The 24,603-nt window shown below is 47.4% G+C and carries 19 protein-coding genes; 6 read left to right on the top strand and 13 right to left on the bottom strand.

The window, feature by feature from the left end:
- Positions 1–14: 14 nt before the first annotated feature.
- The gene (locus K6T99_09190) at positions 15–221 is read right to left on the bottom strand and encodes a hypothetical protein (protein ID MCL6519996.1); all 207 of its coding nucleotides are present in this window, start codon (positions 219–221) and stop codon (positions 15–17) included.
- Between the two features lie 334 nt (positions 222–555).
- Here K6T99_09190 and K6T99_09185 point away from each other — a divergent pair, with 334 nt between their 5' ends.
- Positions 556–1,515 carry a phosphodiester glycosidase family protein gene (locus K6T99_09185; protein ID MCL6519995.1) on the top strand — a complete coding sequence of 320 codons (960 nt, stop codon included), beginning with the start codon at positions 556–558 and terminating at the stop codon, positions 1,513–1,515.
- Positions 1,516–1,747: 232 nt separating this feature from the next.
- Here K6T99_09185 and clpB read toward each other — a convergent pair whose 3' ends face one another.
- Complete coding sequence (gene clpB, locus K6T99_09180; GenBank protein ID MCL6519994.1) at positions 1,748–4,375, bottom strand: ATP-dependent chaperone ClpB; 2,628 nt, start codon at positions 4,373–4,375, stop codon at positions 1,748–1,750.
- A 458-nt stretch (positions 4,376–4,833) separates the two neighbouring features.
- On the opposite strand from clpB, the gene K6T99_09175 reads away from it, so the two are divergent.
- The 3 genes from K6T99_09175 to K6T99_09165 all read left to right on the top strand — a co-directional run bounded on the left by K6T99_09175 (position 4,834) and on the right by K6T99_09165 (position 8,464).
- Positions 4,834–6,141, top strand: coding sequence for a B12-binding domain-containing radical SAM protein (locus K6T99_09175; protein MCL6519993.1), 1,308 nt, complete (start codon positions 4,834–4,836; stop codon positions 6,139–6,141).
- Positions 6,142–6,343: 202 nt separating this feature from the next.
- Positions 6,344–6,655, top strand: coding sequence for a 4Fe-4S binding protein (locus K6T99_09170; protein ID MCL6519992.1), 312 nt, complete (start codon positions 6,344–6,346; stop codon positions 6,653–6,655).
- A gap of 126 nt (positions 6,656–6,781) precedes the next feature.
- Positions 6,782–8,464, top strand: coding sequence for a DUF4091 domain-containing protein (locus tag K6T99_09165; protein MCL6519991.1), 1,683 nt, complete (start codon positions 6,782–6,784; stop codon positions 8,462–8,464).
- Positions 8,465–8,480: 16 nt separating this feature from the next.
- Here K6T99_09165 and K6T99_09160 read toward each other — a convergent pair whose 3' ends face one another.
- Positions 8,481–10,796, bottom strand: coding sequence for a SpoIIE family protein phosphatase (locus K6T99_09160; protein ID MCL6519990.1), 2,316 nt, complete (start codon positions 10,794–10,796; stop codon positions 8,481–8,483).
- Positions 10,797–11,003: 207 nt separating this feature from the next.
- Between K6T99_09160 and K6T99_09155 the strand changes: the two genes are divergently transcribed.
- Complete coding sequence (locus tag K6T99_09155; GenBank protein MCL6519989.1) at positions 11,004–12,197, top strand: MFS transporter; 1,194 nt, start codon at positions 11,004–11,006, stop codon at positions 12,195–12,197.
- Here K6T99_09155 and infA read toward each other — a convergent pair.
- Entirely contained in the window at positions 12,178–12,396 is a 219-nt protein-coding gene (gene infA / locus K6T99_09150) for a translation initiation factor IF-1 (protein ID MCL6519988.1), read from the bottom strand. The two genes, K6T99_09155 and infA, sit on opposite strands and share 20 nt — an antisense overlap.
- Before the next feature lie 210 nt (positions 12,397–12,606).
- Between infA and K6T99_09145 the strand changes: the two genes are divergently transcribed.
- Complete coding sequence (locus tag K6T99_09145; protein ID MCL6519987.1) at positions 12,607–13,299, top strand: endonuclease/exonuclease/phosphatase family protein; 693 nt, start codon at positions 12,607–12,609, stop codon at positions 13,297–13,299.
- Positions 13,300–13,491: 192 nt separating this feature from the next.
- On the opposite strand, the gene K6T99_09140 is transcribed toward K6T99_09145, so the two are convergent.
- The 9 genes from K6T99_09140 to K6T99_09100 form a co-directional block, all read right to left on the bottom strand.
- Complete coding sequence (locus tag K6T99_09140) at positions 13,492–15,936, bottom strand: sodium-translocating pyrophosphatase (GenBank protein MCL6519986.1); 2,445 nt, start codon at positions 15,934–15,936, stop codon at positions 13,492–13,494.
- A 158-nt stretch (positions 15,937–16,094) separates the two neighbouring features.
- On the bottom strand, positions 16,095–17,426 hold the full coding sequence (locus K6T99_09135) for a VanW family protein (protein MCL6519985.1): 1,332 nt from the start codon (positions 17,424–17,426) through the stop codon (positions 16,095–16,097).
- 115 nt (positions 17,427–17,541) lie between these two features.
- Positions 17,542–19,146: a hypothetical protein gene (locus K6T99_09130; GenBank protein ID MCL6519984.1), complete on the bottom strand. Its 1,605-nt coding sequence runs from the start codon at positions 19,144–19,146 to the stop codon at positions 17,542–17,544.
- Between the two features lie 78 nt (positions 19,147–19,224).
- On the bottom strand, positions 19,225–19,752 hold the full coding sequence (locus K6T99_09125) for a hypothetical protein (GenBank protein ID MCL6519983.1): 528 nt from the start codon (positions 19,750–19,752) through the stop codon (positions 19,225–19,227).
- A gap of 8 nt (positions 19,753–19,760) precedes the next feature.
- Complete coding sequence (locus K6T99_09120) at positions 19,761–20,159, bottom strand: prepilin-type N-terminal cleavage/methylation domain-containing protein (GenBank protein ID MCL6519982.1); 399 nt, start codon at positions 20,157–20,159, stop codon at positions 19,761–19,763.
- A gap of 4 nt (positions 20,160–20,163) precedes the next feature.
- A complete protein-coding gene (locus K6T99_09115; protein MCL6519981.1) occupies positions 20,164–20,523 on the bottom strand; it encodes a prepilin-type N-terminal cleavage/methylation domain-containing protein in 360 nt (119 codons plus the stop codon).
- A 171-nt stretch (positions 20,524–20,694) separates the two neighbouring features.
- Positions 20,695–21,054 carry a prepilin-type N-terminal cleavage/methylation domain-containing protein gene (locus K6T99_09110; GenBank protein ID MCL6519980.1) on the bottom strand — a complete coding sequence of 120 codons (360 nt, stop codon included), beginning with the start codon at positions 21,052–21,054 and terminating at the stop codon, positions 20,695–20,697.
- Between the two features lie 257 nt (positions 21,055–21,311).
- Positions 21,312–23,246 carry a hypothetical protein gene (locus K6T99_09105; GenBank protein MCL6519979.1) on the bottom strand — a complete coding sequence of 645 codons (1,935 nt, stop codon included), beginning with the start codon at positions 23,244–23,246 and terminating at the stop codon, positions 21,312–21,314.
- Between the two features lie 8 nt (positions 23,247–23,254).
- The gene (locus K6T99_09100) at positions 23,255–24,592 is read right to left on the bottom strand and encodes a TldD/PmbA family protein (protein ID MCL6519978.1); all 1,338 of its coding nucleotides are present in this window, start codon (positions 24,590–24,592) and stop codon (positions 23,255–23,257) included.
- Positions 24,593–24,603: the final 11 nt, after the last annotated feature.

The raw sequence follows: 24,603 nt of genomic DNA, 5'->3' as shown, positions 1-24,603 counted from the left end.
ATATACCTCCTTCGTTACATAATCTTCGCCCACTTTGTCCGGGCTTGAGCTGAAAAGTTAATTATTTTTTCGGGCGCATCACTCCTTTCAATCCATCGGCGGAGTTTGGGGGAAGCGATATTACGAATTGGCGCAAAAACGCCGAACGTCGATGTGGCTGGGCCAATCTCGATGCAGAAAGTGCATTGATTAATGTCTTCGCTTTGCTCGAGGCAGTGCATATTCCTATACCCCGATTACAAGCTACCTTCCGGTGCAGGCTACTTTCGGAAAGTAGATTTTTGTGCCAGCCTAAAGAACGGTTTATGTGGCTTCTTCCGCTACAGTAGGTAGGGATTAATACTTGCCCATTTACTAATCCTAGTATAAATGCCAGGTTCTATTTGTCAAGCGATTTTCTAAAAACAAGTATTTTTACTTGCATTAAAATCTGAAACAAAAAACCCGCATAGTTACTAGCATAAAAACCAGCATTATCACGAGGGAAATTATTACCATATGGTATGTTTAGTGCAGCTGTCTTTTATTGAAGAAATAAGAGAGGAGGTATTCGGCATGAATCGATATGGACTATTAGTGTTGGCCGTGGCCCTCCTAGCATATTTTCCATGCACATACGCCTCAGCTGACAACATAAGCTACCTCCAGACCTACTGGAATGAGAATCGCATAAACGTTGTCTTTGTCAACCTTCAATCTCCTGATTTGAAAGTTACTGCCGCGGTTGCAAAACGTGGACCTGGTTCATCTGAACCATTCCAATCAATGATATCTCGGGTGCACCCTTCAGCGGCGATAACAGGCACATTTTTCTGCACCCGCAGTCTGCGCCCAACGGGTGACATTGTGATTGATGGCAAGCTAGTGAACACCGGCAGTGTTGGCACAGCTGTATGCATTACCTATGACAACCAAATCGACTTCATTCCTCTCAAGCGCCTTCGAAACATAGGTTGGAAGGGCTATGAGACTGTACTATGTGCTGGACCAACTCTCATAAGGGGAGGTGCAATTGCTCTTTCACCAAAGGCGGAAGGGTTCTACGATTCGGGGATATATTGCAAGAAACGGCGCGCGGCATTGGGGGTAACTCAAAACAACAAATTGATGCTGGTAACTGTTGACAAACCGATATACCTGCGGACCCTAGCCAAAATAATGCTCCATCTTGGAGCAAAGGATGCCGTTAATCTAGATGGCGGATCATCTGCTGCCTTATATTGTAACGGTAAAGTAATCAGTAGCCCTGGGCGTAAGTTAACTAACCTAATCGTTGTTTATGACAGCATTGAGTCATATCTAGCACACCGGCATGCCCTTGCACCAGGTCTTGAGAAGCCTTCGCTTGAAGCCGAGACCATTGCTCTTAAACCATATTCTCAAGGTAGCACAGCGCCAGCACCAACCAAAACAAAACCCCATGCTTCGGCACTGGACGACATAATGCCGAAAACTAGTCTTTTATTGCCAGCCACCAAGCATGATGGATATTTTATAACCACTAGTAAGCCGTGAACCCAACCTCAGAGTAGCTTTCACAAGTAGCCCTCGCAAAACTCAAAAGCCCAATTGATAAAGATGCTGGGACAAACCTGTAAAGCATTTTTGCCGCAAAACTTTATCCGATGCCTATTTTTAGTGAAGCGTTTGAAATAAGGATTTAGCAAAACAACCAAGCGCAAAAAAAAACAAAAAGGGCGAGCATATTATCAGCCCGCCCATTAGCCTATATCGGCTCTTCTAACGTTTAGCTCACCAGCTCCGGTTCTATCACAGGGGTGAAGACAAACTCGCCGTCCGCATAGTCTACCTTCACGTGCTCACCCTCGCGAATCTCGCCGGAGAGTATCTTCATTGCAAGCGGATCCTGTATGCGCTTCTGGATTGTCCTCTTGAGTGGCCGTGCGCCATATACTGGGTCGAACCCCTCAGACGCAAGCGCTTCCTTAGCCGCTTCCGTTAGTTCGATAGAGAGATGCTTCTCAGCCAGTCGCTTCTTTAGATGCTCTATTTGGATATCCACTATTTGCTTAATTTCCTCGCGGCCTAGTGGATTGAAGATAATTATTTCATCTATTCTATTTAAGAACTCCGGCCGGAATTGTTCGCGGAGCGCATCCATAACGTTTTTCTTAAACTCGGAATCATCTTGGAGGATATTCCCCCGTCGGAAGCCGAGCGTGTGCTCATGGATGTACGCGGAACCAACGTTTGAAGTCATGATAATGACAGTGTTCTTGAAATCAACTGTGCGACCCTGGCCGTCGGTCATGCGTCCTTCATCAAGTATTTGCAGGAGCGCATTGAATACGTCTGGATGAGCCTTTTCGATTTCGTCGAAAAGGATTACGCTGTAGGGCCGCCTTCGAACCATCTCGGTAAGCTGCCCACCTTCTTCATAACCAACATAACCAGGCGGCGCGCCAATCATTCGAGCAACCGAGTGCTTCTCCATATACTCTGACATATCTAGCCTAATTAAAGCCTTCTCATCGTCGAAGAGAAACTCGGCTAGTGCCCTTGCAAGCTCGGTCTTACCAACCCCTGTCGGTCCTAGGAATATAAAGCTCCCTATAGGCCGGTTGGGATCCTGCAAGCCAGCCCTTGCTCGGCGCACTGCATTCGATACCGCCTGAATGGCTTCATCCTGACCTATCACTCGGAGTTTCAATCGCTCCTCCATATGAACAAGCTTTTGCATCTCACCTTCAAGCATTCTTGACACAGGAATGCCAGTCCACTTGCTCACAACTTCGGCGATATCCTCTGCGTCAACTTCCTCCTTGAGCATCTTTTTGTCCTTCTGGACTTCCGCTAGGCGCGCAGTCTGTGTCTCAAGTTCCTTTTCCAAGTTGAGAATAACGCCATATCTAAGTTCCGCCGCTCTTTGAAGGTCTGCATCTCGCTCGGCAGCTTGCAGTTCCGTCTTCGCCTGCTCAATTTGCTCCTTGATTTGCCGAATTCTCTGCACAATTTCCTTTTCCGTCTGCCAATGAGCCTTCATTTCAGCAGACTGTTCGCGAAGGTTAGCTAACTCCTGCTCCAGCTTTTCCAGTCGTTCCCTTGCAGACTTATCAGTTTCCTTTTTAAGGGCTTCACGTTCAATTTCAAGCTGGCGGATGCGTCGCTCGATAACATCTATTTCGGTGGGCATGCTGTCAATCTCCATGCGCAGACGTGCACATGCCTCATCGATTAAATCAATCGCCTTGTCTGGCAGGAATCGGTCGGCAATATATCTATGTGAAAGCGTCGCTGCCGCTACAATTGCAGAGTCATTTATCTTAACGCCATGGTGAACTTCATAGCGCTCTTTGAGACCCCTAAGTATGGCAATTGTATCCTCCACGTTTGGCTCGGAGACAAGTATTGGCTGGAAACGACGCTCAAGGGCAGCGTCCTTTTCTATGTGCTTGCGGTACTCGTCGAGTGTAGTTGCACCGACGCACCGCAGCTCGCCTCTGGCAAGCATAGGCTTTAGCATATTAGATGCATCCACTGCACCTTCAGCTGCGCCCGCACCCACAACTGTGTGCAACTCGTCGATAAATAGAATGATTTCGCCCTCAGATTCGGCAATCTCGCGAAGTACCGCCTTCATGCGTTCCTCGAATTCGCCTCGGAACTTTGTACCGGCAACCATGCCGCCGATGTCAAGTGCGATGATGCGCTTGTCCTTGAGTCCTTCTGGAACATCACCCGAAACAATGCGTTGAGCAAGCCCCTCGACAATAGCAGTTTTGCCGACGCCTGGCTCGCCTATAAGCACAGGGTTGTTTTTCGTCCGCCTGGAAAGAACTTGAATTACGCGGCGAATCTCTTCATCACGTCCAATAACTGGGTCAAGCTTACCCTTTCGTGCTGCTTCGGTAAGGTCGCGCCCATAACGCTCTAGCGCTTGATATTTCTCCTCAGGACTTTGGTCGGTAACACGAGCACTGCCGCGAACCTCAGCCAGAGCCTTGTATATGTTATCCTTTGTTGCACCAAAGCGGCGGAGTATATTGCCAGCCTCGCCCTGTGATTCAGAAAGTGCCACAAGCATGTGTTCTGTGCTAATATACTCATCCTTCATTCGTTGGGCTTCGTCCCACGCTTTATCCAAAACAGTCTTGAGCGTAGGCGAGATGTACTGAGTCCCTGTGACACCACCGACCTTGGGCATTCTATCCAGCACACCCTCGACCTGGAGCTGAACGGCTTTGGGATTCACCCCAATCTTTTGCAAAATAGGCGTGACAATGCCTTCTCCCTGCCTGAGAAGTGCAAGGAGAAGATGTTCTGCTCCTATTTCCTGATGGCCGTTTTCATCTGCGATACTCTGCGCTTCTTGGAGCGCTTCCTGAGCCTTCAGAGTAAACTTGTCTAATCTCATAGTTTTCTCTCCCTAGACTTGCTTGTGTTTGTATTATACCACTTGAGTGTATTATTGTCAAGTGATTTTTCATCATTTTTGAAAACTATCCCACTTTAATTTTTGCCAAGGGAGCGCTTATATAAACGCTAAGAAATACCTCAACCAAGAATACAATTCCTGAAAAATATGTTATTATAGCTTTCAAAGCTTCTCTTGATTCTCTTGATGATATTGAAATCCTATTGCTATATTCTTCACAAACGTGGCAAACCTCCTAAAAGGGGTTGATTCGGAAATGTGATGCGCACAACTTGCAGCGACGATATTGGGCTAAGCAATCGCTTGGGTTACTTCAAGCGGTCGCTCGAGAGTTCTGAGCTCTAGCAATCGAAAAGAAAACGCTCGACAAGCAGCAGCGTAGTATTGTAACTTTTGTCTTAACAAAAGATAATTTAAAAACTAGGAGATAGATAACCATGAAGGTTTTGCTCCTCAATCCACCAATGGATGGTAAGGAACCACCTACCCGCCACACCGAGAGCCTCGGGATGGGATATATCGCCGCTGTGCTCCGCCGTGATGGACATGAAGTCGAAATGTTAGATGCATACCTTAGGCGAATGAATTTGGGTGAAACCATCGCCGAGGTGATCTCTCGCGACTTCGATTGCCTTGGAATCACCGCATATGATGTCCACAGATATAATCTACTCACCATCGCAAAAAAAGTACGGAAAAAGAAAAAGGATGCCATCATCTGTGCGGGTGGCTATCTTCCGACCTTCTCAGCCGAAAAAATCTTGACCGCATGTCCTGAGTTCGACTTCCTTGTAAGAGGTGAAGGTGAGATAACAGCAAGCGAAGTATTTGGGCGGATTTCGCGAGGCGAGGACTGGCATGACACTCCGGGGATAGCTTATCTCAACGGCAACAAGTTAGTGCTAAACCCTATGCCGCCATTAGTCGAGGACCTCGACAGCCTGCCGTTTCCTGCGCGTGACGAGCTTGCGCGGATGACACCGAAAATGCCTGCGCTAATCTCCGGAAGCCGCGGATGCTACCACCGTTGTGCTTTTTGCTCAATCCACAGCTTCTATGGGCTACATGGTGGTCGCGCTCCAAGATACAGGAGCGCCGCCAACATCTTAGACGAAATTGAAAAAGTAATTAGTGAGACAGGTGTTCGGGAGTTCGTGTTCTCGGACGATAACTTCATTGGTCCAGGAGCAAAAAATAAGGAAAGGGTACTTCGAATTATTGACGAGATGAAAGCCCGCAAGCTCGACTTCACCTTTACAATTGAATGCCGAGTGGATGAAGCAGACGAAGAACTTCTTCGAAAGCTCAAAGAAGTTGGCCTTACAAGGGTATTTCTCGGAGTTGAATCTGGGGTCCAGCGCCAGCTGGATACGTATAATAAGAAAATAACGGTCGAGCAAAGCCGGCGCGCCATAGAGCTTGTAAGAAAACTGGGAATCAATATACATGCTGGGTTAATTATGCTTGACCCTTATGTAACCTTAAATGAGCTACTCCAAAATATTGATTTCATTCGCGAGATGAAGCTTCAAGATAGCTTTTCAAAATTACCTTTCTTATATACCACCAAACTCACTCTTTACGGCGGAGTACCCCTAATTGAAAAACTTCGGGAGGAAGGCTTGCTTCGCGAAAAAGGCTTAGACATGGACTATGTATTTAAGGACAAGTGGTTTAGGCTAATCTACGGCATAACCAATGCCATAGGAAAAACCATCGGCTTAGTCAATCGATTCCGTAATTAGTAGTCGGCTTGAAAACAAAAGCATCACTTGACCAAATCAAGTAAATCTGCTAGACTAATTCGGGTTTGCCTGTACATTTTCAAGATGGTGTTAGCGAACCTGTGGAACCGCCTTCGACAGATGGTGGAAGCTAAATTTGCAACGTACATATCACTTCAGGAGAAGCCATATGGCAGTTAATGTTAACGAAAAGCTAAAGAAAATGCCCGAGACCAAGGAACCCTGCTGGCGGGAACTTCCTGAGGCAGGATTGGTTACCGAGAGTGGCACAGCGGCAAAATACAAGACAGGCGATTGGCGCACTCAGCGCCCAGTTTGGGATGCAGAAAAATGCATTCATTGTTTAATCTGCTGGGCATATTGTCCCGACAGCGCAATTCTCGTGAACGAAGAAGGCAAAATAACAGGAATAGACCTAGATCACTGCAAGGGATGTGGAATCTGCGCTGAGGAGTGTCCACAAAAGGTAAAGGCATACAAAATGGTTCCAGAAGCCGAGTTTCGAGGGAAGTAGCGCGGTCTTCCTTCATTGCTTGAGGGCTACCCGGGGCCGGTTCAGCCGGACCCGGCTGGCCCTTTTTCTTTTAAAACAAAAAGGATTCCTTATACCGTCGGAGAAAATTCCTAGGGTGACAATACCATGGTTATAAGAAGGATTGTTTTACCTATCTGCATACTGCTTGCGCTTGCCGAATTCAACATTTGCGCGGAAGAGGTGGAAAAAATGCCCGAAAAGCCAATATTAAAAGTCTGGCTAGCAGATTCGTTGATAAAAATATTTCCGGACACTCCTCCATCGGATACCCTAGCCGCGCTAAAAATAGATGCTGTTCGCAACGAATACGAATCCGCGCAGTTGGTTGTCACGCCGGATAGGAACATAGAAAATCTCACTGTGAAGGTCTCGCAATTCACCGGCCCATCGAAGGTAGCTCCACGCGTTGAAGCGCACTTCGTAGGTTATGTTCACATCGAAAAAGGCACTCCTGAAACACCACCCGAATATCTCATTACCCAAGCGCCGTCGGACATACCAGATGTTCTCCTCGAAGCAAAATCGGTCTCGGTCAAAGCAAGCCAAAATCAGCCAATTTGGTTCACTATCTATGTTCCAAAGAACGCCGAGCCGGGAATCTACAGGGGCGAAATAACAATCGAAGCAGATTCCACCAAAGTCAACACCCCCCTAGAAGTCAAAGTCTACCCTGCAACACTGCCGGATGAACGAACGCTATACCTCACCAACTGGTTTTCCCACAGCAATATTGCTAAGTTTCACGGGCTGGAAATGTGGAGTGAGCCATATTGGAAGATGCTTGAGGCTTATGCAAGATGCATGGCCGAACATCGCCAGAACGTGGTTATTACCCCAATCATGGATTTGATTGCAGTACACTATGACAGTAGTGGCAACCGAACACTTGATTTCTCACGCTTCGATAGGTGGGTCGAGCTTTTTAAGAAAGCCGGAGTAATCGGAACAATCGAGGGTGGTCACCTCGGCGGAAGGAGCGAGTGGGAGGCAAAAGACTTTGATGCTCATTGGCCCCGGATTTATAACCCCGACGGTTCAATTAAGCCAAACCCGAAAATTAAAACTACATCCGAAGAGGAGCAACAGTTCCTCTCCTGGTTTATGCCCGCACTTCAAAAGCATTTGGAAGAAAAGGGATGGATTGGCATTTACATTCAGCACCTTGCCGATGAACCAATTCCAGCTAATGCGGAAAGTTACAAAAAATTATCATCTTGGGTGCGGGAATTTGCACCTAAACTTAGAATCATCGACGCATGCACGGCAAATGAAATTGCTGGCGCAATTGACATATGGGTACCACTGCCCCAGCACTTTGAAAGCCACGTGAAGTTTTTCCGCGAAAGGCAAGCATTAGGCGAGGAAGTATGGTTTTACACTTGTCTTACCCCAAAGGGCAAGTATATGAATCGTTTGCTTGATTTTCACCTCATCAGAACGCGGCTGCTCCATTGGTTGAACTTCAAGTACGGTCTTACCGGCTATCTACACTGGGGGTTCAACTACTGGCGTGGTGATCCGTATACTGACTGGCAGTCGGACTGGCTACCGCCCGGAGATTCACATATCGTATATCCTGGAAAGCGAGGATCTATGAGTTCAATCAGACTCGAGGCGCTCCGCGATGGAGTTGAAGATTTCGAGCTTCTGAAGTTGCTAGAGAAAAAGCACCCTCGGAAAGCACGACAGATTTGCAATTCCGTCGTCCGAACCATGACCGACTATACACTCGACCCATCAGAGTTTCGCGAAGCTCGCAGGCGCTTGATTGAGGAAGTAAGCAAGTAAAACCTAAATGCTTAACCTAAGTCTGTTCGCGCTTCAACACCATTAGAGCAATATCATCCTGTAGAACACCTTGAGAAAAGTCAATTATGCTTTCGTAAATGGCATCAGCAATCTGGCTTGGGTTCTCATTTTTATGGGCAGCTATCACGCTTGCTAATCTCTCGATGCTGAACTGTTCACCATCGCGCCTGGCTTCTATTATCCCATCGGTATAGCATACGAGTATCTCACCTGGCAAAATATCCAATGTTTCATCAACATACGTAATATCGGGGAAGATGCCAAGAGGAGGTTGGCGGTCTGCTGCGGGCAACATTGCAATCTCTCCGGATTCGCGAACAAGCATTGCAGGTGGGTGACCAGCATTAGAATAAACTAACTGGCCATTTTCCACATCGAGTATGCCATGGAACATAGTGACAAACCCCCACTCCTGGGTTGTCCGAACCAAAGCGTTGTTAGTACGAGTAAGCGCTGAACTAGGAAAGGGCTCTTCGGATAGGAACGCTCGGAGCGTATACTTGCCCATTGCTGTGTACACAGCAGCCTCGAGCCCTTTGCCTGCCACATCCGCAATAACTAGTCCCATCTGCCCCCCTGGGAGTGCCAATAAATCATAAAAATCCCCCCCAAGCTCAGCCTCTTCTAAAGCAGGATAATAGCGGCAGGCTAAGCTGAAAACCCCAATGCTAGAAGGAATTGTCGGAAGCATACTGCTCTGAAGTGCTTCGGCTATATTGCGCTGCTTTTGGGAAGCCATTGCATGCTCAATAGCAATAGCGGCAAGGTCTGCAAGTTGCCTGGCACCCTCTAGTTTTTGCTGGTCTAAAATTGGCACCTCTCCCGGATTATCAAGGAATGCAATGCCAACTACATGATGCCTTCTCACTAGCGGGAGCAACAGCCCACCTTTCAAATTCACACTTTTAATAAATTCAATAGGCAAAACACCGCAACTGGTAATATCCTCAATGATGACCGGCTTCCCCGCTAATATGGTTTCTTGTTCCAATTGAGCTGATTCTGAAATATCTATCGTAATGCCATGTACCAACTCAGGATGAATTAATCCCCACCCAGCGCTGGCGATCAACCTGTCGCCACGCCTGAGAAAAATAGTACAACGTTTAAGTTTGCAGAAAGATGCTAGAGATCTCGCAATAATTTCCAGGCGTTCACCAAGATTTGCAGCAACTATAAGTCCTTGGGCTACAGTATACAAAGTAGATGTCTCGGTAGCCCTGTTCCGCTCTGACCTCAAGGCTTCGTGCAACTCGTTTGTGCGCTCCTGGAGCGTCGCCGCCATTCCATTAAAGCTCTGCCCCAAAAGCTGTATCTCATCACCAGTACGAACATCTGCTCGCACGCTCATATCGCCTGCTTGAAAAGCCCGTGCCGCCTTGACCAAATCAAGCAAAGGCTTGCTTAATAAATTACCCAGATAACCCGTAACACCCAGGGCTATCCCAACAAACAGCAGGGTAAGTAATAACCACATTGCAGCTTTGCGGCGCACGGGACCCACCACTTCTTCTCTGGGATAAAACACTCCTACCGCCCAATTAAACTCCCGAATTGGCTCCACCGCTCCAAGCACCACCGGCCCCGAAGGAATCCGAAACTTCTCAACCATCACCGACCTACCTCTAAGTGCCTCGCGTATAGGAGGGTAACGCAACCAGCATTGGCGACCAGGGTAATTTCTACCAATGTTATTCTTAACAGCTATCACACCTTTGGAATCCGTAATAACAACCATCCCAGAGTTCATCATGCGTCCTACTATAGACTGCTTGATTGATTCCTCATCCACCAATGCGCTAATTATGCAAGAGAGTCGTCTATTTCTATCTCGAACTGGAAAAGAAATAGCAAAAACCTCAGAATTTAAAGGTTTCATATAAAAAGAACTACTAAGTGTGACTTTGCGTGTAGGCTCTTGCTTTATTTGCAGAAATTGGAAGATATTCATGCCTTCCATTTGCGAGATGTCACTCGCTATTACTCTACCATTTGGGTCAGCCACGGCTATGTGCTTCACCTTTGGGCAAAAGAGTACAATATCCAACAGGTTGTGCCGAAGTTGGGACGGAGAAATTCCAGGCTGTTCGGTTATCCTTTCGCCGAGAATACTCTCTAATACTAATATTTCTTCCACGTAGCTAGAATATGCTTGTGCGATATCACCTGCAACTTCCTGCTGGTCCTTAATTGCATCATTGACTTCTTCTCTGAAATGGAATATCTGGATGAGGATAATACAAACAACGAAGGGTGTTGCAATTAATAAACCAGCTAAACTAAGTTTATTGCGAAGACTGCTGATGTGCATCTAATTGCATCCTTGCAAGTAAGGAATATTTTTATTAGTAGTTATCTCAGAGGTTTGACTAAGTATTTGCAACTATCGGTTATAAATTTGCTTAAAAAAATCACAAATAAAATACCCAATTAGACTGCTTTTATACCGGTTCACTTAAGAGATTTTGACTTGCGTTAATTGAAAAAACTATAATGGCTAGGAAGGAGTTAAACATCGTTGCGCGAAAACCGGACACCAAGAATAAGTAAAACAGTAATAACGCTAGGCATTGTCAGTCTTCTAACGGATATATCCAGCGAGGGGATATACCCTCTTATACCATTATTCCTTACTGAAACCCTCCATGCGAGAGTTTTGGCTGTGGGGCTGATAGAGGGAGTCGCCGAAAGTACGGCGAGCCTCCTAAGAATAGTTTCCGGCTGGCTGAGCGATGTGCTGCGCAACCGAAAATGGCTCACCGTTGCTGGATACTCTCTGTCGGCGCTTAGTAAACCCTTGCTTGCTCTTGCCACCTCTTGGCACTATGTCTTTGGCATCAGGTTTATGGACCGCCTTGGAAAGGGTATTCGCACCGCCCCCAGGGACGCACTAATCGCTGATGTTGCTTCCGCCGAGGCTCGCGGAATCTCATTCGGCTTGCATAGAGCAATGGATAGCCTTGGAGCAACACTTGGCCCACTGATTGCTTTTCTTTTAATTTTGTATGGCATCAAGAACTATCGCGAGTTATTTCTACTCGCGTTTATCCCTGCTGCGACTGCAGTGCTTATCCTCATTGCCTTCGTGCGCGAAGCCAGGCGGGAAACTTCCGAAAAAGTAGAGATGCCTTCTCTGCGGATTGGCAGGTTTAGCCGCCCATTCAAGTTGTTTTTATTAATTACGACACTTTTTTCTATTGGCAACTCAAGCGACGCATTCTTGATACTGCGAGCAAAAAACGTGGGGGTTACGGCGGCCTCAACCCTCTTAGTATATGTCCTCTTTAATTCTGTTGATTCAATCTTCGCAACCGCAGCAGGAGCACTTTCAGATAAAATCGGACGAAGAAATGTAGTATTATCTGGATATCTGCTGTTCGCCTTGGTCTATACTGGGTTCGCCCTTGCAAGAAGCCCTGTGACTATTTGGCTACTTTTTGGAATGTACGGCCTGTACAACGCCTTGACACACGGGGTACAGAAAGCCTTCGCATCTGATCTAATTGAAGCGGGAGTCCGAGGGACGGGCATGGGAGCATACAACATGCTGACGGGATTGGCGCTATTTCCTGCCAGCCTAATCGCAGGTTATCTATGGGACAGCATCAGCCCATCGGCACCTTTTTATTATGGTGCCGCAACCGCACTCATCTCTGCACTATTATTGGCAATCTGTTTCCGAAGCACTGATGTCATTTATAGCGGTAGGTAATGCGGCCACGGGTAAGGTCATAAGGCGACAGCTCAACTTGCACTCTATCTCCTGGAAGTATTCTTATAAAATGCATGCGCATCTTTCCAGAGATGTGCGCAAGTACCTCATGACCATTGTCAAGCCTGACCTTAAACATAGCGTTTGGGAGCGCCTCTTCTACGACTCCGTCCACCCGAATGCCTTCCTCTTTTGCCATACTTCAAATCACCTCCTCACTAGAAAAAATAAATCAATTCTCGAATTGCTATCAATTCATTTACCCTGCTTTCTCGGCGGCGATGACATGTTCAACACCAATCGACCCTTCTCCTCCCAAATAACTTAATATTTTGGCACCTTGACGTTGGAACTGCATGAATGATGTAATTTATTAGGAGTGGGAATATAAACTTCCGAGGCACAAAAAATGTTTAGAATTGTCACATACAACATAAAAGCTGGGCTTGGCATGGACGGAATTCGCTCCATACGCCGTGTTGGGGACGTTTTGGCGCATCTCAGGGCGGACGTGATTTGCCTACAGGAGGTTGACCAACACATAGCCAGAAGCTGGCTGGCAAACCAACCAAAGCTCCTCGGCATTCGCCTCGACATGCATCCTGTATTCCAACGCAACCTTAGGCTGGATTCCGGCTGGTACGGAAACTGCATACTTGTAAAACCACCAGTCATCCACTGCAGATTTCACCAACTTCCTGGCGGAGGAGAACCCCGCGGTCTCCTTGAGGTGACTACATCCCTCGATGGCTCAGAGGTTACAATTTTCTGCACTCACCTTTCCACCGAAGAACCAGTTAGAGTGGAGCAGGCTCTTAAAGTGGCGGAAATCACACGTTCCGTCCGCAGACCCAAAATTCTTTGCGGCGATATGAACGACGTGAGAGGCTCAAAAACATTGGCTAATTTGCTTAGCGATCCAGTTCTATGGGATGTTGCACTTGAATTTGAGCAAGATCATGCCGCAACTCTAATTGGACCAATCCCTTCTCGAATTGACTTTATTCTTGCAGACTTAAGGTTTAAAGTGGAATCTTATTATGTTGTTGACTCCAATGCTTCCGACCACCGACCGGTGGTTGCCGACTTGACACTTGCTTAGAAGCCTACTTCGTGGACCCAGAATATAATTACGAGAAGGCTATGCTGGTGAGTTTACTAGCCGAAAGTAACCTGTTACTGGAACAAGCACCAATTTACGCTAGTTAGCCATAAGCAAATAGGAAAGGCTAGGGATGCCCTAGCCTTTCTACATACCAACCACAACTTCTTTGATATTAGCTAAGTCCTATAATCACCGCCCTGCTGGTTCTGGAACTTTCTCTTCCTTTTCAAGCTCCTTTTCTATCTCTTCTGCGCTTTCGATTCCGCCGCGCTTGCTCCAAAGAACCGCACCCGCCAGGGCGATCGCCGTTACTATCACGATTGCAGTTCGAACACCACTGCTTATGTTGGTAATAGCTATGGGAGCGATTAGGATTGCCACCAGGTTCATAACTTTAATCATTGGGTTAAGCGCTGGGCCAGCTGTATCTTTAAATGGGTCACCAACGGTATCGCCAACGACTGCCGCTTTGTGCTCTGCTGTGCCCTTACCACCAAACATACCATCTTCAATCTTCTTTTTTGCGTTATCCCAGAGGCCGCCGGTGTTCGCAAGCAATACCGCCATAAGCTGGCCGGTAAGTATTGCACCAGCCAAGAAACCGCCAAGCGCCGCGGCACCTCTCAAGGGGTCTCCATAACCCAAGCCAAACGCAACGAGAATCGGGGCACTCACTGCTAAGATTGCCGGACTCATAAGCTCTTTTTGTGCTGCCGCTGTTGAGATAGCGACACATCTCTGATAATCAGGCTTGCCCCTGTCAGACCCGCTCCGCGGGTCGTAATCCATAATACCTGGGATTTCACGAAATTGCCGTCGAACCTCTTCCACCAGCATGAATGCCGCACGGCTAACCGCATTGATAGCAAATGAACAGAATAGGAATGGCACAGCACCGCCTATCAAAAGTCCAATGAAGACTTGTGTGAAATCGACACGGATGCCCACATTGAGCAACCCAGCATCAGCCATAAAAGAGCGGAAAAGTGCCGTCGCCGCTATCACTGCTGTGGCAATCGCAAGCCCTTTGGTTAGAGCCTTGGTTGTATTACCTACCGCGTCTAGTTTGGCGACAATTTTATGGGCATTGCTCTCTTCTCCTACATCTTTCAGCGCCCCAGACATTTCGAAAATGCCGTTGGCATTGTCGGAAATCGGGCCATAGGTGTCCATTGCCAGCATGAAACCGGTGGTTGAAAGCAAACCAAGTCCCGCGAGCGCAATTCCATAAGCAGAAAATTCTGGATTGCCCTTAAATAGAAGCATAGCCGCAAGAATTGAAAGGCAGATAGCCACTATACCCCACACACTTGATTCAAGACCAGAGGCAAATCCGCTCAATATTATTGTCGCCGGACCTGTCTTCGCCGCTCTGGCGGTCTCGGTGACAGGTTTCTTATCTATGGCAGTGAAGTACTCGGTCAACTTATCAATAATTAATGCCAGGATGATACCGCTAAGGTTGGCAGCTGCAAATCTCCACCATTCAAACCCAGCAATTGGAACCTTGACCGCGAAAATATAGTAGGAGATACCAAAGAACCCTATGGTTGCGAATAAGGCAGACATAAAGAACCCGACATTGATTGGATGCATTGGGTTCATTGCCATGTCATCTCTTCCCCGAACGGTATACACACCTATGATTGAGGCGATAACGCCCACTGCGCGGATAAGCAACGGATAAACAACGAGTGCCAACACAGCTGCAACCGCATTCAGCCCTGGCACGGTTTGCAAGAAGGGGTATGCCGCCGCACCCAGGATAATTGCCGCAACAAGTGTAACTTCATAGGATTCGAAGACGTCCGCCGCCATTCCGGCGCAGTCACCTACATTGTCGCCCACGTTGTCGGCTATCGTGGCTGCATTCCTCGGGTCATCCTCAGGGATGCCTTTCTCAACCTTACCGACGAGGTCGGCGCCAACGTCGGCAGCTTTTGTGTAAATACCACCGCCAATTCTCATAAACAGTGCCGCCAAACATCCGCCAAACCCGAAGCCAATTAGCACCTTCATCGACTGCTCGCGGAACATGAAGAATACCAGACATGCTCCAAGAAGCCCAAGCCCCACTGTTGCCATTCCAGAAACGCCGCCCGCGCGAAATGCAACATAGAGCGCACGCTTAAAGCTGGATAAGGCGGCATTGGCGACGCGGACATTTGCTCGAACGGCCATCATCATGCCGACTAAACCAGCCAGATATGATGCAGCCACACCCATAATGAAAGCTATGCCAACGCCAACGTATACAGGAATGCCGCCTGCCCCTCTATATTGAAATTCTGGCAGCCCTTTGTACAGAAATATAAGTCCAATGGCGATGATGATAACAAACCAAATCATTGTTTTTATCTGCCGCTTCAAATAAGCCCATGCGCCCTCTTGTACAGCTCTAGATACAGCTATCATTCCTTGCGAGCCAGGGCTCTCTCTCATAATTGCGGCAAACCACCATGCGCCGAAGAGTAGGCCTATAATCGCGCAAATAAACACAGCCCAAACAGAAGGCCACACGAGCTCAAGTTCGTTAAATTCTGGCAATTCGATTGCCTCAGCTGCTTGGGCAACGCCGCTCAAACTCAGACCTACAAGCACCAATACTGCAAGCAAACTAAGCCTCCTGAGCATTTTCAATGCTCGCTCAGAATCACGAAGCATTTTTGATGAATCCCCTTTCCTAATAATAGCTACTCAGCATATGTTAAGAACCCTTCAGATTATAGTGAGCCATTACCTGATTGTCAACCTTTCCCCTACCTTGGGAAAGAATCCAAATTAGCTTGGCGCTACATTGCTCTTCCAACTGCAATTATGCGGGGTTCAGGCGGGTAGTAGTTTCGCGAAATTAATTCCCTCCGCACAATTTTGCCGCCGACTTTGGTGATGCGATATACTTCCACGCGATGTCCCTCCCTACCAGGTTGTTCTACAACACTTTCACCCGGCTTTAATCGGCTTTCTTGACGCTCATAGACATTCGGAGGTATTAATTTGTGCCCTGACGTGAGAATTTCTACTTGCTGGTTGCTCCTCCTGCCAAAAATATTTATGGTTACGCGGCCATTTTCTGCGGATGCTGATATGTATATCGGAGCTTTAGTAGTATTCTCAAACTTTAGGTCAAGCAATCCATATTCCACTGTCGCGTCACGTCCGAGAGGAACATAAGCAACGGGCCGAGAGTGATGACTTCTTTCTCGAATTTTCAAATTCGCAAGTAATGCCGCATTATATAATGTGGTTGAAACTTGACATACACCCCCACCTATACCTTCTACTATCTTACCCCTTACGAACTGCGGCGCATCCAAATAGCCATTCTTGCGCAATCTTGGGCCAACCACAGCATTGTAGCTGAACACTTTCCCAGGCTTTAGCAGGAATCCGTCAATCGCACGGCACGCTCTTTTTATATTGTGTGCCCTGGATCGTTCCCAAGTCTTATAGGAGGTCGAATAAGAGGCGATAATGGCGTCTATTCCACTGAAGTCAGCGGCCTTAAGCATTGGGGGCACCACCTCAGTTATTAGCCGAATATAAGTGGCGCCGGAATTTACCCCTTTTTTGATATGAGATGCATTTTCCGCCAAGTTTAGACGCAAGCCTGGCTGTTCTGGTACCACTCGCACCGAACCTGAATTGAGGCTGAGTCTAGCATCTACCGGTGGACGGTTAATTCTTCTAGCGATGGGGGTAAGGTAAGATAAGAGCACTGCATCATCAAAAGCAAAGACAAGGGGCAAATCTCTGCCTTTATGTCCAGCAGAAATTATTTCTTTGAGTCGCTGAATTATGTTCCCGCGTCTTCCAACTGCAAGGGCCGCCCGGACGCATGCATCAACATCCAACCTACCACCTAGTTCACCAATGGTGGCAGTCCTTTCTAGGTCTTTAAACGCAAGCACCAGCCTTGCTGAGACAATCTCTTCACTCCTCCGAGAAAGTGCATCTCGTGCCTGCTGGACCGTGCAACCACCTAAATCTAATCCTGCAACACTAACACCAGAATAGACTACCTGGCTTTTAAGCTGAAGTGCAGCCCATGCCGCCCCCAATACCGCCAGCACGATTATAAATAAGCAGAATAAAAACCCAACCCTCAGCCTTGCCAACTTCATTGTAGAAAGAAAAGACCCTTCGCCGTTCTATACGGAGAAAGGTCTCTAGTTTTTAAAGCTACTCAAAATATACCAGAATTTACGCTTCGCTACAAGAAAGTCAAACCATATAAGATTACAAATGCCTCCAGCTCAAAATTTGCGCAGTTACTATTCGGATGTCACCACCTGGCATGCCAGGCGGTAGATTTCTTGATAACGCAGGTACTTGGTAGATGTTGGGAACATTTGTGCCCATATCAAAATAGTTCGCAACATACGTACCTGCAAACTGGCTTTGCTTGGCGCTCACAATCTTACGCTGAGCAAACCATGCGCCTGCGGCATAAAGTTGCGACTCGCCCACACCAGTGGCGAAATTTATGTCACGCCCAGCAATACAACCTAACGCCGAGGTTGTGGGGAAAGTGCCTAGCGGAAGCACGTTACCATGTACCATAATGTCATTTTCAACAAACAAAGTTCCTTTACCATCAAATATCACCGAACCATCTTTCCTGCTCAAATCCAGATTGCCATTAATGCGGACTATTCCGGTGATGTTGAGTCGTCTTGAAATTGGATCCCAAGAAATGGAATTAGTCCCATCCGAAAATGAAAAAGCTGGTACCGTCGAATCTATTTTATTTATTGGTATAGTGAGGGCTTTTGCTCTTAGATAGTCGGCATATGTAGTATAAGAGATGCCAGTGCTAGGATCAGTATAAGGATCCAACAAGCTTGGAAATGAAACCCTGTCGCCAAGGTCATAGCGCTGACTAGACCCATTATCAGAGTAAACATTCGCCGCCCCAGCGGTTCCGCCCCATCCATCGGATACGTACGTGCCGTCAATGGTCTCTTTAACGGAATTTCCAAAAATATTAGGATCTCCAACCGTCGCCGTGCCCGAAAGGTTTATCTTGCCATGCTTGACCCTGACTTCCGCGTTTAATGTATACACCATCTCGCCAGCAACTGGTTCGGGAGTTAGTGGAGGTATCTTGGATTGAAGAAGCACTGGCATGCCAGCATAGTTATTCCCTATGAACGCTCGCCCACTTAAATCGCCAGCCAAGTCGGTTACGGTCAGCGGCTGGTCATATACGCCATTTAGGTTGTTATCTTGGAATGGCTCGGCATCACTCCATATTCCATTGCCATCGGTATCTACAAAAGGCTCACCCGCGTCATACTTTCCGTTTCCATTATCATCTGTAAAAGTTTCAGCCGAATCCCGCCGTCCGTTGCCATTAAGGTCGGAGAACGGCTCACCATCGCCAAGGATGTGGATAGAACCGCGAATATCGACATTTCCATTGATGCCCTTGCCTGACTGGCCAATTCCTGCAAATATAGCGTTGTCCCAGACACCAACCGAACGGATTTTTACTCTAACGCGAATAGTTTCTGTAATCCCGCGATATGTTGCGCTGGAGGTTATCGTGGCAAATGTATTCAGCCCAGCATCTGGAACCACATTTATAACGCCTGTTGCACCACTAACAAGTTCCGACAGAACAGGCGTGCTGTTGTAGTTCACTTTTGCGACAATTGTACCACCGTTTGTCTGAGCCTCGCTGATTATCTTCTCTATCATGTAGTCTAAGCCAGCCTCAGCTAAATGGAAAGCCGTGGCACGCCGCTCATCACGACCGGCACGAACAAGGTTTGTAGTAGTGAGAGCAATATACGAAATTCCCAGCATTGATACCAGCATCATTACTATAATACTGGTCATCAACGCACTACCTTTGTTTGACCTAAAAACTGCAGAGATAAGGTGCATTACTTACCGACCCCTCGCCTATGAAAAAATTCATCCGTTTCGCAGCTTTACACTTTGCTGAAGAAGGTTCGGACTAACAGCTCCGCCTTCTTGATCCCTCCCCGTAATTGTAATTCGAACGAGTTTATTTGCCGTAACCGAAACAACCATACTTTCGACATTTCGTGCGAGGCGAGTCTTCTTAGTACCCACCTGTTTCCAAAGATAGGTACCGCTTGATTCGCTACCGGTGGGGCCTGAGATATAGTAGGTCGCTGTAACCCCACTGAGACCCTTTATATACTGGCCAGTGGCAACACTGTAATATGGAAAGTTTACAACCAAATTGCCGTTTACCACCTGTGCGCTACTGCCTTCTTGTATATCAAGAACAAGCCTGCGCATTGCCAGGCTTGCATACATGTTTGCTCCGGTCCCGCTTGAACCTTTCATCCAGAGGCTAAGCATAGTGTTTAACAGACCCAGTGTTGAAATTAGAGCTGCACTAAGCAACCCTGTTGCAATGAGCACCTCAAGCATTGTCATTCCGTTACGTTTGGAAGGAACAAACTTTCTCATTGTTATCCTCAGCTATGGTCAGATATTAGCGTAACCAAGTTCGTGCTACCTTGAACTTGGCGATACCCTCCCCAAGTAATACTTACCTCAATCTTTTTTATATTTGGAGCATATTGGCTGACCGTGATGCGCTGAACACCATTAGGAAGCTCTGGTAAAGGAGTTTCAACGGTTGGGCTTACGAGAACTCCGCTGTAACCTGCAGATCGAAGCTCCTCTACCTTCTGATGTGCCAAGCTTACAGCATAAGAAAGATGTGCAGCTTTAATTCTAGAAACCTGCGATGATGGGAACACCGCTGCAAGAATTAGGGCTGTCAGAGCTAGGACAAAAACAACAAGAAGCACCTCTACCAATGTGAAGCCGCCTTGCTTGTATAACTTCCGTTTCAACGCTTTTGTAATCACGGAATTACCTCCAATCAAGCGAATGTCTCCCGCCAATTGAACATGTTGGGTCTTCATTCACAGCGCCAATGGTATATGTCCCACCTGCTGGGCATTCGGGCTTACTTTTGAGATAGGTTGGATAAAGGTCATCGAGAGAGGGCATGTCATCTGCTCTTTTATGGTTATCCATAGCCCAGCTTTCCTTTGCATACTTAATCTCTCTAAGCTGGCCCTGGCACGTTCGTGCTTGTGATCTTTCTCGTGCACCTAACCACGATGGCACTGCAACTGCCAAGATGACACCTATAATCAAAACAACAATCATAATCTCAACAAGCGTAAAGCCCTTCCGCCCGCGAATTGTTTTAAAATATGCGGTCATGATCTAACCCCCTTAATGGAAGGCAGAGGCGGTAGATTTAGTAGAATTAAGATTGCAAAGCCCCCGGAAACGGGTGACGCTGCCAAGGTCCACCGTAACCGCGGGCGCCGGTTGATTTGGCGAGATTGAAGGGTAGGGGTCCATGCAAACCCCTACCCGACTTGTTTATCCTTATGGTAAGACGTGCGGCGGAGTTGACGAAGCACCGATGCTGCATGCCGGGTCGGTGCCGATTGGATTGCATGTGTATGTGCCGCCTGATGGACACGTGGGCTCATTACCCTTGATGTATTTGTTAGCGCCCACCAAATCACTTGGCCATGCTGGCTCGTCACCAGTCGTCTTCTTGTTGTCCATAGCCCACTGCTCTTTGGCAGCGTCAATCTGCTTTAGATTTGCAATGCAGCTCTTCGCCCGGGAGGTTTCTCTCGCCTTGATAAAGTTCGGAACTGCAATCGCAAGCAAGATTCCGATGATCAGGACTACGATCATAATCTCGATTAATGTGAAGCCCCTCTCACCACGTTTCATCTTTCTGAGTGCCTTCATGTACTTTCGTACACCTCCTTGAAAATTTTTGGTTCTCGCCAATCAGATACCGGCTGCGGCTCCTGACAAAAAGGAACGTCCCTTGCCGGAGGCCCGCAAATCTCCGCTTCTACAGGTTTATTCCATACATTTGCCATGCCTTTCACACACAATTTGTTTGCGGCAAACGGTTGGAGATAACGCCTGCTATTCTGATTATCGGCAATTTGGGGTGATTTTCTCTAGAAAAGTTAATAACTTTATGGCCAGAAGGCGTAAGTCTGAACATGAAGGGCGATGCCTATGATTGTCCACAGGCTGCCCATCACGCATTCGCCGAGGATAACGCCGAGGAAAAGGGGAACGGCTTGGCGGTAAAGCTTCAAACCACCATAACGCAAGAGAATTAGTTTAATCGCCCATGCGATGAACATGCACATCCACAGCTGATTCATCGACCAACTACTAGATACTGCATAGCCGACAGGATGAAATGGAAACCAAGGCAGCCGCATTCTTAAAGAGTTTAATATTATAGTTAAAAGAAGCCCAATTGTAATTGCCCAAGCAATATTTCCGCTTGGTGGTGGCGCACCTTTCAGCCATGCATCTAAGCGATTATATGGTTCGCTCCCGAAAATTAACGGCACGTTTGGAGGACCCATCTTGGCACCTGCGCCAACCTGATAGTAGATATGCAATTCAGACCAAAACGCAGCAATAGCTCCAAACAAAGTGGCTAGTATGATAGCTCCAAAAAGCCTTCGGTAACTCATTGACGCACGCTCTGCCATCTTGAACCCCTCAAGCTGAATTGGCATTGGGTGTGACCGGTAAGCACGGTTGAACCAAAACATCATTGAGAGAACAACGAGATTTGGAGTGCCAAGCTTGGAAGGCCCGATAATTGATGGCAGAATTGTATCTGGCCCAGCGGCGTGCAGGTCATGAGCAGGTGGACCTAGTTCAGCCCGCATGCGGGTAATGGCAATAGACATGGCAAAATATATTAGGAAGAAAGCAACAATGAGCCACCACGACATCCCCATTGCCCGGACAAATATCATCAAAACAGCTAGTCCGATAAGTGCACCGATGCTAGCTGTGCGGTACCTGAGTGGTTCTCCTTCATCATCCACTTCCTTTTTTAGAAAGAGGCTCGATAAAACGCTGGCAACATGCTTTCTGCTAGCCCATATTGCGAATAAGCAAATGCCCATGTATGCACCAAACGACTGTTCATTGATATAAGGAAACCTAGGAATTTGGTTCCACCCAAATGCTGCCGCCGCAACTATTTGCATTTTCCAAAAAAGGAAGAAAAACCAAGACGAGAAAGAAAGGTCCAGGGGAAGCAGTGTTCCTAGACCAATGCCGAACGGGTAGAAATGCATAGGTGTCCAGCCTATGGCATTCCAAGGGGGGTTGACAATGTACTCTCCGATGTTGATGCCCTTTATTCGCAATCCAGGAATTGATGGATATAACACATGGAGACCCTGTAGCATATCAATAGCGACTGCTACTGCCACCCCGGCCCAAAAAAGCTTGTTGCGAAAGAAGCTTGTTTTCTCGGTTGAAAGATCCATTGGAAGGTGCACAAGGGGATATGTCAGCTTCTCACGCTCAGTCCATTGCTTTCGAAGCAGAACGGTAAGGCAAAGCATAACCCATATTAAAGCCATCAGGAAAAGCAACCACATCGTCACTGGAACTGCCCAAGCTAGGAGGGTTTTCTTTGTATATAGAGTGCTTGCTCCCTGATAGAATCCATTTAGCACTTCTTTGTCGCTAACCGACAGCCACTTTGGTATTTTGTCGAGGAAAAGACTTGCCCAGCGGTTCTCTGGCGTGGCAAACCTGAATGGGTAACTCATGCCCGGAACAAGAACCTGGATCATGTCGTGGCTTGCCATTGCCGAAGCAAGGTTTATCATCACATAGATTGTCAGCAGCTCTCCTTGCGAGAAAACCCAGCGAGGGACGAATCGTCTGAGGAGCATGTTCAAACCAACGAGCACCAGAAGAAGAAACACAGCATTATAGAAAAGCGATATGGTTGTTGGATGGCCTGCATAGCGGACGATTTCGGTGAGGAAAATCCAGTAATTATTAAAAGGAATGAGAATCAGCGCAATAATGACTGCCCTAAGGGTGACTCCTGAGAGATATTTCTCCGGCCGCCGCTTTTCCAACCTATGTTCTACCTCCCCGCCACCATCATTTCGGCGATCTTGAAGGTAGGGCTAGCTATATTTGATACGAATCGAATATCGTTAGCAACTTCTTCTATATTGAGCATCATTTCAAGCATGTTTCCAGCAATCGTTACTTCCTGAACTGGGAAGGCAAGCTCTCCATCGCATATCCATATTCCCGTTGCTCCTACGGAAAAGTCGCCCGTAACAATATTTGCTCCTCTGCCGATGGTATCGGTGACATAAAAGCCTTTTTTTATTCCACGAATAATTTCGTCTCTGGATTTCTCGCCTGGCTTGAGATAGAAATTGCTAGGAGATATATGTGGCGTTCCTGAGTAGCCTCGCCTAGTATTCCCGGTGGGCTGTTTCCCATATTTACGCGCAGTCCGTGTATCATAAAAATACATTTGAAGCACGCCATTTTCAATAACAATCTTGCGGGATGTAAGTATCCCTTCGCCATCAAAAGGCATTGAGCCCACGCCGCCTGGCATGAGTGGATCATCCACGATGCAAACCACTGGTGATGCGATTCGCTTTCCAAGCTTTTTCTTGAGAAAGGAGATGCCCTTGTGAACCGAATCTCCGTCTAGTGCAGAGAAAACAGGCCCCCAAAGGTCTGGGCCAACCATTCTATCGAACACGACCGGCACCTTTTGTGTCTCAACCTTTCGTGCGCCCAATTTTTCGACAGCTTTCTGAGCTGCTTCGCGTCCAACTTCCTCTGGCGAGGCTAGCTCGGCAAGAAACCGTCTGCTAGAGTATGCTCCTCCGATTTGTTTCTTACCATCTTCTTCCGCAACCGGCGCTACCGATATCGAACAGTGTGTGCTGGAATAAGTGTATGCTATGCCGTTTGAATTTGCTAGGACTCTGTTGCCTGAATATGCTTCGAAGCCTGCTCCATAACTGCTTGTCACCCGTGGGTCGAACTCGAGAGATGCCTTCTCGGTTTCCCTTGCCATCCTGATTCGTTCCTCAATTGGCAATGCTACTAGAGCCGGGTCGAAGAGTTTTAGGTCGGGAACGGCCCCAGGACCGACGTCAGGAAGGCCGTTGTACTTATCTCTATTTGCCGCCTTTGCAAGCTGGACGGTTGTCTTGATTAAATCGCTGACAACTGGCATATGGAGATCGGTTGTGCTTGCAAAAGCCATTCGCTTATCCACAAAGACGCGGAGTCCGAGACCCTTCGAAGATGCCTGTGTTAGCTCTTCAATTTCGCCGAGTCTGACCTCCACTTCAAAGTCATCGCCAGTTTGAATATACACATCTACTTCGTGCGCACCAGCACGAATTGCTTGTTTGACGACATCTTGCGCGAATGAGACGTAGTCCATAGCTAGAATCC

It is taken from the genome of Armatimonadota bacterium (assembly GCA_023511795.1).
Lineage (GTDB): Bacteria > Armatimonadota > UBA5829 > DTJY01 > DTJY01 > JAIMAU01.
This window is presented reverse-complemented; position numbering and strand designations above follow the sequence as displayed.